Origin of the sequence: Tunicatimonas sp. (assembly GCF_049647865.1) — a bacterium.
Lineage (GTDB): Bacteria > Bacteroidota > Bacteroidia > Cytophagales > Cyclobacteriaceae > Tunicatimonas.
This window is the reverse complement of sequence record NZ_JBARYM010000262.1, coordinates 1-9,871: the sequence shown is the minus strand read 5'-3', so window position 1 is coordinate 9,871 and position 9,871 is coordinate 1. Positions and strand designations below refer to the sequence as shown.

At 44.1% G+C, this 9,871-nt stretch carries 9 protein-coding genes; 3 read left to right on the top strand and 6 right to left on the bottom strand.

The features are described 5' to 3' along the window. The coding region (locus WBA23_RS08130) for an AGE family epimerase/isomerase (protein ID WP_424581775.1) at nt 1-996 on the top strand (996 nt) is incomplete at its 5' end. Nucleotides 997-1,002: 6 nt separating this feature from the next. Here WBA23_RS08130 and WBA23_RS08125 read toward each other — a convergent pair. The 6 genes from WBA23_RS08125 to rsmA all read right to left on the bottom strand — a co-directional run bounded on the left by WBA23_RS08125 (nt 1,003) and on the right by rsmA (nt 7,256). Next, complete coding sequence (locus tag WBA23_RS08125; RefSeq protein ID WP_424581774.1) at nt 1,003-1,170, bottom strand: hypothetical protein; 168 nt, start codon at nt 1,168-1,170, stop codon at nt 1,003-1,005. Between the two features lie 213 nt (nt 1,171-1,383). Then, nucleotides 1,384-2,967, bottom strand: coding sequence for an N-acyl-D-amino-acid deacylase family protein (locus WBA23_RS08120; protein WP_424581773.1), 1,584 nt, complete (start codon nt 2,965-2,967; stop codon nt 1,384-1,386). A gap of 103 nt (nt 2,968-3,070) precedes the next feature. Continuing rightward, nucleotides 3,071-3,910: a pentapeptide repeat-containing protein gene (locus WBA23_RS08115; RefSeq protein ID WP_424581772.1), complete on the bottom strand. Its 840-nt coding sequence runs from the start codon at nt 3,908-3,910 to the stop codon at nt 3,071-3,073. A gap of 103 nt (nt 3,911-4,013) precedes the next feature. Next, nucleotides 4,014-4,949: an NAD(P)-dependent oxidoreductase gene (locus tag WBA23_RS08110; protein WP_424581771.1), complete on the bottom strand. Its 936-nt coding sequence runs from the start codon at nt 4,947-4,949 to the stop codon at nt 4,014-4,016. 157 nt (nt 4,950-5,106) lie between these two features. Then, nucleotides 5,107-6,480 carry a magnesium transporter gene (gene mgtE, locus WBA23_RS08105; protein ID WP_424581770.1) on the bottom strand — a complete coding sequence of 458 codons (1,374 nt, stop codon included), beginning with the start codon at nt 6,478-6,480 and terminating at the stop codon, nt 5,107-5,109. Then, nucleotides 6,468-7,256 (bottom strand): 16S rRNA (adenine(1518)-N(6)/adenine(1519)-N(6))-dimethyltransferase RsmA, encoded by a 789-nt coding sequence (rsmA, locus tag WBA23_RS08100; RefSeq protein WP_424581769.1) that lies wholly within the window; start codon nt 7,254-7,256, stop codon nt 6,468-6,470. Before rsmA ends, mgtE begins: the two co-directional genes overlap by 13 nt. Before the next feature lie 85 nt (nt 7,257-7,341). On the opposite strand from rsmA, the gene WBA23_RS08095 reads away from it, so the two are divergent. Both WBA23_RS08095 and pdxA read left to right on the top strand, forming a co-directional pair. Next, the gene (locus WBA23_RS08095; protein WP_424581768.1) at nt 7,342-8,775 is read left to right on the top strand and encodes a leucyl aminopeptidase family protein; all 1,434 of its coding nucleotides are present in this window, start codon (nt 7,342-7,344) and stop codon (nt 8,773-8,775) included. A gap of 14 nt (nt 8,776-8,789) precedes the next feature. Further along, nucleotides 8,790-9,869 (top strand): 4-hydroxythreonine-4-phosphate dehydrogenase PdxA, encoded by a 1,080-nt coding sequence (gene pdxA, locus WBA23_RS08090; RefSeq protein ID WP_424581767.1) that lies wholly within the window; start codon nt 8,790-8,792, stop codon nt 9,867-9,869. The last annotated feature ends 2 nt before the right edge of the window (nt 9,870-9,871 follow it).

Below are 9,871 nucleotides of genomic sequence, written 5' to 3'. Positions count from 1 at the left end.
ATGTGGGATCAGGAGCATGGTGGTTTTTATTGGCTGTTAGACCGAGCTGGGAATGTTACGATTGACGAGAAGATCATCTATGGGCATAGCTTTGCTATCTACAGTTTAAGTGAGTACACCTTGGCTTCGGGAGATGCACGCGGATTAGAGTACGCCATTAAGTGCTTTGACTTACTGCAAAAATACGCCGTAGATACGCACTACGGTGGCTACTTTGAGATGTTTGCACGAGATTGGTCGTTGGAAGGTCTCGGGGCAGCGGGGGGCGACCGTAAAACGCTGGATGTTCACATGCACCTCATGGAGGCATTTACCACATTGTACGAATGCAGTCAGCAATCTATTCATTACCGAAAGCTGGAAGAAATTATAGCACTACTGCTCAATCGTATTTTGCATCCGAAGTATCGAACCGGTATTCCCCAGTTTTTTCCTGATTGGCAGGTGGCCCCTCAAATTAAATTTGATATTGTTTGGGGCTGGGATCGTTTTACCGATAGCGGAGCCAAAGCCCAAGCTGAAGATAATACCAGTTATGGCCATAACGTAGAGTTCGCCTGGCTGCTGACCCACGCGCTCAAAACAATGGGAAAATCGGTAGATCAGTATGCCGACGTACTACGAGCTTCCTACGATCATGCGGTGAAATACGGTATTGATGAAACCTACGGCGGAGTGTACGTAGAAGGTAGCCCAGATGGCCAGGTGTACGATCAGGAAAAAGAATTCTGGCAACAGGCCGAACTACTAATTGGTATGCTAGAAGCCTCACTTACGTTCGGTGCGGAAAAATATTGGCCAACCTATGAAAATATCCATCGCTTTGTATTCAAAAAAATGATTCACCATTCGGTAGGTGAGTGGTGGCCTTTACTAACTCGCGAAGGCAAACCCGTTTGGACTCATATGAGCCACTCTTGGAAGGTGAACTACCATACTGTTCGGGCGATGGTACAAAGTATAGAGCGACTCAAGCAGTTAGAATCAACGTTATAAAGTAGGTTACTTCAGGGGCAATTGGTCGAGCACTTGCTCAATAGAAACATCTTCTTGCATTTTAGCATTCAAAATATTAGACCGTTCAGGAAGTGCGGTAATACAGACAATAGCCCACATTAGTAGCAGCATAGTAAAACGAAATATAGATCCGAAGATTGATTTATTATTCATGGTGTGAAAACTTACATTAGTAATATTTATTCTAAATAAGTAAATATTTGTCTAAAATGCTAATATTTAAGTTAAAAAATATATTTAAATAGTTATAAAACGTTAAAATAGGGTAGTAATACTCATTTTTTGCTGTTTACAAGCGAAAACTTACAAGCAGTTTCTACGAGCTATGATGAAATAATCTCAAGTTTTCTTAGGAAGCTAGATTGGCTAATTTGACTGGAAAGCGGAGCCTTTTAGTACTTTTCCTCCTCTACTTTTGGTGAATTGCCCATTGTCAACCGCTACCTTTCCGTTGACGATTACGAAATAAATTCCTTGGGAATATTGGTGCGGTTTCTCAAAAGTTGCTTTATCAATAATGGTCTCTGGATCGAAAATAGTTAAGTCGGCAAAAACACCCTCTTCAATTCTACCTCGCTCTTTTAAACCAAGTCGGTTGGCAGGCATTAAGGTCATTTTGTGAATGGCTTCTTCTAGACTGAGAATATTCCGTTCGCGCACATAGTGGCCCAACACTCGGGGAAACGTTCCGTACCAGCGGGGGTGCGGATGCCCTACTTTGTATTCAGCTAACCGCCCATCGGAACCTATCATGGTTTGGGGATGCTGCATAATTCGGTCTACATCTTGCTGATCAATGGCGTGGTAAATGGCGTTACAGCCACCGTTGGCTTGCGCTTCCATAACCAGTTCAGCTCCATTTTCTACGGAGGGTTCTAAGTCTCGCGATACAACCCAATCGTGTAAAGTTTTACCTTCTAGCTTGGGTTGCCACTCAACGCGGGCAAACTGTACGCGACGCAAATCCTTACCACCTCGATCGTTCAATATATTGTACACAATACCCTGCTTAATACTATCGCGCAATGTTGGGTCTTCTAATCGCTTCAAGTAAGCTTCCTGACCACCCGAACGGGCCCAACTGGGAATGAGTACTGAAATTCCAGTTTGGCTAGCGGTATAAGGATACTGATCCATCATAATATCAAGCTCTAACGAACGAGCGGAATCTACCATTGCCAATGTTTGGGTGCTGGCACCCCACATGGGTTTTCCAATAGCTTTGTGGTGGGTAAGCACCACCGGAATATCGGCTCGCTCAGAAATTTGAATGGCTTCAGCCACCGCATCAATCAAACCTAGTCCTTCCTCCCGAAGGTGTGAAGTATAGATACCTCCGTATTGGCTGGCTATTTTTGATAGGGCAACTACTTCATCTACATCAGAAAAAGCCCCCGGAACATATTTTAGTCCGGTAGAGATGCCAAATGCACCATCTTTCATGCCTGTTGCTACTTGCTCTTGCATCTGCTGTAGTTCGGCTTCGGTAGGAGCGCGGTTATCCAGCTTCATAATATTTCGCCGAATGGTGTTATGGCCAATTAGGTAGGCTACGTTCATTCCAATGCCTTCTTGCTCAACCGAATCTATATACGCTCCCAATGGCCAGGGACTGCTTCCGTCGGGCCCACCCAGGGCAGTGGTAACTCCTTGCCGTACATGGCTCTCGGCGTCTGGTAACCGTAGCAACGGTTCTAAGTGCGTGTGCATATCGATGAAGCCGGGGGCTACGGCTAGATTGGTAGCATCAATCTCTCTTTTTGCTTTTTTTTCGGCCAAATTACCAACCGCCACAATCCGCTCACCCCGAATACCAATATCTGTTAGCGTTGGAGCGGAGCTTGACCCATTGTATACTAAGCCATTGCGAATAACAATATCTAGTTCTTTAGTATTCTGACAGGCAGTGAAGAAAATCATTAAGAGAAATACCAGTAGGCGAAGGTTCATAAGGCAAGATGGTTAAGCGGTAATAATAATGAGCTGAAAATATAAAAATATCTTCAGGTATCCAGCCTTTCAATAAATAGAACATGACTACTGCCAGAGAGGGTTACGTAGCCATTAGTTGAGGAGATCGTTTAATTACTTGTTGGAGAAGATGTTCATCCAATAAAGCATTTTGTAACGTTTTAGCTTCCAGAAGCTGCTCTACCGTTAATCCTTCAGCACCCCTTAAGTCGGCTTTCAATAGATTAGCATTTTTGAAGTTAGCTCCCATTAATACGCTGCCTCGCAAGTTAGCTTCGGTGAGTAAAGCATTTTCAAAATTAGCTTTAATCAGAAAAGAACCTTCAAAATTAGCTTTGATTAGAAAGGTGTTTGAAAAAATAGTGCCACTTGCGTACGATCGCGATAGATTGGCCTGATTAAGATTAGAGCCCTGAAAATTAGTTTGGTTCATGCGAGCATTTTGCAGATTGCACTGAATAAGATTGGAGTGGGTAATATTGGCTGAGTTGAGATTCGATTCCTTGAGCAATATGTGGCTTAGGTTGGTGCGAGCCAAATAGCAATTTACCAAATCCAACTTATATCTCTGGTAACGATTGAGTCGCTTAATATTACCTGCTGTACGGAAAGCTGCTTCTTCTGACTCCCACAAGCGAAAGTCTTCAATTTCATCTAAGTACGTTCTAATTCGCATTCGCTTCTGTCCACTCTCATTGAGCCAGTAAATCAAAATACCTATTACCGCAATGTCAAACAGCATACCGTGTGCCTCGGCCAATACTTGCCCAACAAAATTGTAGTAGTCTTCTACATAATAAGAGTAGCTAAGTCCAAACACAACAATAGCCAACCCAAAAAGTACCAGAAACGAGGTAAGTACCGGATGCTCGGGAATGGTTTTAATTCGCTCAACTACCTGCTGCCAGCGTTCAGTACGCATATGTATAGGGAAATGGCTTTAAAAAATAAACAGAACCCAAAAATAGCACAATCAATACACGAAAAAGGTATGTTTGTGGGTAGAAATATGACGAGTGTATGAACTAAGCCAAATCTAACGCATTTATCTTTCGCACTAGAGTTTGGTTAATTTTTTCGTAAGATTCGAATGTCCAACCTGCCACATGAGGGGTAAACAGTACTCTTTCCGACTGCCGAAGTTGATTTAGGGTAGATTCTTGTTCCGCTGATAACTGGGCTAATTTCTCATTTTCCAGCACATCTAGGGCAGCTCCCCGAACCTTTCCACTGGTTAGAGCCGAAACTAAGCTTGTTAACTTTACTACTTTGCCTCGGGCAGTATTAATGATGAAAATGTTTTTCGAGAATTGGTTAAGGTACGACTCATCGATCAAAAATAGAGTTTCGTCGGTTAACGGTACATGTAAACTAAGAATATCGGTCTGCTGAAAGAGACTTTTCATAGTGGCTTCTTGGGAGAATGCATCTCCGTAGTTTTGGCGATATTTGTCGTAGGCCAGCACGGTAACCCCGAATCCAACCAACCGACGGGCAAAGGCCTGCCCCATATGGCCGTAACCAATAATACCGACTGTTTTGCCCATCAGCTCTATGCCTCGATTTCCTTCCCGATCCCAAATGCCTTTTCGTACTTGTTGATCAGCCCGGTTGATGTGATTGAGGAGGTTAAGCAGCATACCGATGGCATGTTCGCCTAGTGCATCGCGGTTGCCTTCGGGTGCGTTTAGAATATGAATATTTCTGGCGCGTAGCGCAACTTCGTCAAGCTGATCTAGCCCAGCTCCCGCTCGTCCGACAAACTGCAATTGGTGGGCAAGATCAATAAATTCTTGGTCAATTTTCAGCTTACTGCGAACGATAATACCTTCGTACGAACCAACGATATTTAGTACTTCCTGACGAGTAATCTGCGGATGGTAGTCAGCTTTGTAGCCAATATCTTTTAGCAGCGGAACAATGCTTTCGTGCATCTTATCTACGATCAGGCATTTTTTCATAAAGAATGAATTGCTCGATGGCTAAATTGCTCGATGGTTAATCCCATACCAAGTCTGGAACGTGTTGCTGATTGTCCTTTGTCGCTTGTCATTAATCTCTATCCTTCAAACCTACCCAACTTCTTACTTCTATTTTCTGACTTCGATTTTCCCACTTTTAAAATTCATAAAGCAGATGGGCAACGCTAAAGTAGACTGCTAGTCCAAGAAGATCGTTGGCCGTAGTGATAAATGGACCAGAGGCTAACGCTGGATTTACGCCGAAACGATTGAGCACCAACGGGGTAAGCGTACCCATAAACGAAGCTAGCAATACTACGCTGAACAAGGCAATAGCCACCACCCCTGCTAACCGTAATTCTTCACCCAAAGTCAAATTAAATCCTAGAACCAGTGCTCCTAAAGCGAGTCCATTGACTAATGCTACAATCAACACTTTTACTAACCGTTTGGCTAACTGGTCGCCAAACACCGAAGAAGTTGCCAAGCTTTGCACTACTAGTGAAGAAGATTGAATACCTACATTACCTCCGGTAGCCGTAATCAGTGGAATGAAGAAAGCCATAGCCGGAACCAGGACAATATCCGCCTCAAAAATGCCAATAAAGCGGGCACCGAGTAACCCTCCCAACATACCGATAATCAACCAGGGAAGGCGGGCCCGGGAAAGCTGCCAAACGCTATCGCTACGCTCTTCCACATCGCCCGAGATACCAGCCATTAGTTGGCGTTCCTCCTCGGCCATTTCGGTAATTACATCAATAATATCGTCAATAGTAATTCGACCGACCAATCGTTCTAGTACATCAATTACCGGTACTACTTCCAAATCATACTTTTGCATGATCTCAGCAATCTCTTCTTCTTCCATGAAAGTGGGTACCGAAATAATTTCGCTATCGTAAATATCAGCGATTCGGGTTTGGTCTTGCGATATAATAATACGTTTTAGTGAGACTTTCCCTAGTAAGTGGCCTTTGTCATTCACCACATAAACCGAATAGAGTTTATCTACTTTTTCGGCTTGGCGACGAATTTCTTCAATGCACTGTAGAATTGTCCAATTGATGTCTACTTTGATAAGCTCTTTGGCCATTAGACCTCCGGCCCGGTCTTCTTCGTAGCGAATCAGATCTTTTACGTGGCGAGCCCGTTCGGCGTTTTGCATCCGGTCAATCACTTCCTCTCGCGTCTGGATGGGCAGGCGGTTTAATATATCTGCACCGTCATCTGAATCCAGATAGTCGATAAAGTTAGCCAGTTCGGCGGGGGCAAAGTTTCGTAGGAAATCAGTTTGGTCTTCCTCTTCAATTTCTACAATTACGTCGGCCGCTTTTTCTTTATCTAATAGCTTTAGTATGTACTTCGACTCTTCCGTATTGAGTTCGTAGAGCACAGTTAGAATATCTACCGCATTGGCTTCGGCCATGCTCTCTTGCACTGCACCGTGGTTATCTTGGGTAATTGTCTCCCGCACCCACTCCAAGTAAGCCGGAGATACTTCAAATGGTAAAAAGTCTATGGTTTCCACGATGGCTCAATTCGTTGGGTAAGCTGCACAAAATCATCAACCGACAACTGCTCAGCTCGCAGGTTCAACATGGGTAATTGCCGGATTGGCTCCGGCAAATTTAGTGGTTTCAGCGCGTTACGCAAGGTCTTACGGCGGTTTTGAAATCCCTGCTTTACTACCCGGCGGAAGAGGGTTTCATTGCAGGCAAGCTGATCTACTTGGTTGCGCCGTAAGCGAATAACCGCCGAATGGACATTGGGCGGAGGATGAAATACCTGAGGTTCCACCGTGAACAAGTATTCAATATCGTAGTAAGCTTGTAGAAATACGCTCAGAATGCCGTAAACCTTATTTCCGGGTGGAGAGCAAATGCGCTCAGCGACCTCCTTCTGAATCATTCCGACCACTTCGGGAATTATGCCTCGATGATCTAGCACCTTGAAAAGTATTTGTGAAGAAATATTGTAGGGAAAGTTGCCAATAACTGCCAATGGGGAAGGCTGTTCCGCTAAATTTGTTTTTAAGAAATCCTGATGCAGAATGGGTAAGTCAGGGTATTTCTGCTTTAGGTAATCTACAGATTCATCATCTACTTCAATAACGGTAGTTTGATATTGCAATTGTTGAATAAGAAACTGCGTGAGAACACCCGTGCCCGGACCTACTTCCAGCACCTGTTGGTAATTGCCGTGCCCACTCAAACTCTCCACAATTTGTTGAGCAATATTAGGGTCTTTAAGAAAATGCTGACCTAAAAACTTTTTAGGGCGTACGCCTGATGTCGCTTTTTTCATTGTTGGTAAAGTAACGGATGAAAGCCCGAGAATCGTCACCGATTGTCAAAAACATTGCTAAATTGCACTGAAAAACCATATTTCTATGTCCATTAAGTTAAAAACGGCCAAATCCGTAAAAGATAAAGATGACCTAATCGTATTGCTAAACGATGATGAGCCGGACGGAGATATTCTGACGGATGAAGCTGAGCAGCGCTACTTACAGCAAAAGCGAAAAGATAAAAAAGAGCTAATTACCGTTAACCAATACCAGCGATGGGTGTTCTTTGTAGCACCCATTGCCGAAGATTCGCCCGAGTATACTTTAGAAGCCTATCGGAAGCGTGGAGCCGCTTTGTACGAAAAATTGAAGCAGGAGGAAGTTAAGAAAGTGAAAATAAGTGGTGGGCAGGCAACCCACGCTTTGGCTCTAGCAGAAGGGTTGTTATTAGCTGCTTACGCATTCTCTAGCTACCGCAAAGACCTGAAAGAAAGCGAATTAAGTGGTCTTAAAGAGGTTAGTATTGTTCATTCTGAAATTAGCAGTCGAGAAGTTCAGGAGCTGGGTAATATTGTAGAAGGCACTTGCTTGGCGCGCGATTTGGTTAACGAACCGGTAATTTCACTCAATGCCGATCAACTGAGCAAAGCTTTTAAAAAAGCAGGTAAAGACAGTGGTTTTGAAGTAGAAGTTTTCGATAAGTCTAAGATTAAATCACTCAAGATGGGTGGTTTGCTGGGGGTGAATGCCGGTAGCGAAGACCCACCTACGTTCAATATTCTGGAATACAAACCCAAAAAGGCGGTTAATAAACAACCCTACGTTATTGTTGGTAAAGGAGTTACCTACGATACCGGAGGGCTAAGCTTAAAGCCTTCTACCTCAATGGATACTATGAAATCCGATATGGGTGGTTCGGCGGCGGTGATTGGAACGATGGTGGCAGTAGCGAAAAACAAGCTACCTATTCACCTAATTGGTCTGGTACCGGCTACCGATAACCGTCCGGGTGGTAATGCTATTGTGCCGGGTGATGTGATTACCATTTCGGATGGCACTACGGTAGAAGTACTGAACACGGATGCGGAAGGTCGCTTAATTTTAGCAGATGCCTTGGTATTCGCTAAAAAGTATAAACCGGCGTTAGTTATTGACTTAGCTACGTTGACCGGAGCCGCTGCCGTAGCGATTGGTAAAGAGGGGATGGTAATGATGGGAAGTGCTTCGGAGGAGTATAAAAACCAACTTAAGCAGGCGGGTGAAGAATCTTACGAACGCATAGTAGAATTTCCACTTTGGAAAGAATACCGTAATTACCTAAAATCGGATATTGCTGATCTGAAAAATATTGGGGGACGCATGGCCGGAGCAATTACGGCCGGAACGTTTCTCAAGCACTTTACGGATTATGAGTGGATGCATCTTGATATTGCTGGAGTAGCTTTTTTAGATAGCCCAGATGGCTACCGCGGTAAGAACGGAACCGGGGCCGGAGTACGGTTGTTGTACCACTTTTTCAAGAAATTAGCTCAGTAGTTTAAAGTAGTACGATGCAGCAAACAACGCAACTTAAAGAGGCTCAGTCTCATCAGCCGAATAAATTAAAGCCCAAACAGGGAAATGCTCCAGTCATTGGTATCAGTATCGGCGATGTAAATGGAGTAGGGCCGGAAGTAACCATTAAGGCCCTGAACGATAAGCGAATTCTTAGCCAAATGACCCCCATTATTTTTGGGTCAGCCAAGGTAGTATCTTATTACCGAAAGCAATGCGACATGGAGCAGTTTAACTTTATGACAATTAAAGACTTGGATAGCATTGCTTACGGCAAGGTCAATGTTCTTAACTGCTGGCAGGAAGTTATAGAGCCACAACCGGGTAAAGTAACTAACGCAGCGGGTCAGGCTGCTTGGCAAGCCCTAGAAAAAGCGACTCAAGCCCTAAAAGAGAATGTATTGTCGGCTATTGTGACGGCCCCTATCAACAAAAACAATATTCAGAACGAAGGTTTTAGCTTTCCGGGCCATACTGAATTTTTTGCTAAAACTTTTGAGGCCGAAGAGCATCTGATGTTGCTAGTCCATGAGAAGCTCCGAGTAGGAGTGGTTACTGGTCATGTACCTCTGCATCAGGTAAGTCAGAAAATTACTCGAAGTAAAGTGCGGCAGAAAATACTGCTGATGGAGAATTCACTACAGCAGGACTTTGGCGTGATAAAACCCCGCATTGCGGTGCTGGGCCTAAACCCTCATGCCGGTGAAAGCGGTTTGCTAGGCTCAGAAGAACAGGACATTATAATTCCGGTTATTCAGGAACTAAAAGAAAAAGGAAAATTAGTTTACGGACCATTCCCATCCGATGGGTTTTTTGGTGCACTTACGCACCAGCAGTTTGATGGAGTATTAGCCATGTACCACGATCAGGGGTTGATTCCCTTCAAAACCTTAGCATTTGAGAAAGGAGTGAATTTTACAGCGGGTCTTTCGGTAGTTCGCACTTCTCCCGATCATGGTACTGCCTACGATATTGCCGGTAAAAACCAAGCCAACGCTGATTCTATGCGAGAAGCCCTTTACCTCGCTTGTGATGTAATAGCGCAACGGCAGCATCTGGTAGCAGAGCAGGATTGAAA

What these genes read in the sequence shown, in the direction of transcription:
- WBA23_RS08125 (WP_424581774.1), bottom strand. Translation starts at nt 1,170, where the DNA reads ATGAATAATAAATCAATCTTCGGATCTATATTTCGTTTTACTATGCTG.
- WBA23_RS08095 (WP_424581768.1), top strand. Translation starts at nt 7,342, where the DNA reads ATGTCCATTAAGTTAAAAACGGCCAAATCCGTAAAAGATAAAGATGAC.
- WBA23_RS08120 (WP_424581773.1), bottom strand. Translation starts at nt 2,967, where the DNA reads ATGAACCTTCGCCTACTGGTATTTCTCTTAATGATTTTCTTCACTGCC.
- rsmA (WP_424581769.1), bottom strand. Translation starts at nt 7,256, where the DNA reads ATGAAAAAAGCGACATCAGGCGTACGCCCTAAAAAGTTTTTAGGTCAG.
- WBA23_RS08110 (WP_424581771.1), bottom strand. Translation starts at nt 4,949, where the DNA reads ATGAAAAAATGCCTGATCGTAGATAAGATGCACGAAAGCATTGTTCCG.
- pdxA (WP_424581767.1), top strand. Translation starts at nt 8,790, where the DNA reads ATGCAGCAAACAACGCAACTTAAAGAGGCTCAGTCTCATCAGCCGAAT.
- WBA23_RS08115 (WP_424581772.1), bottom strand. Translation starts at nt 3,910, where the DNA reads ATGCGTACTGAACGCTGGCAGCAGGTAGTTGAGCGAATTAAAACCATT.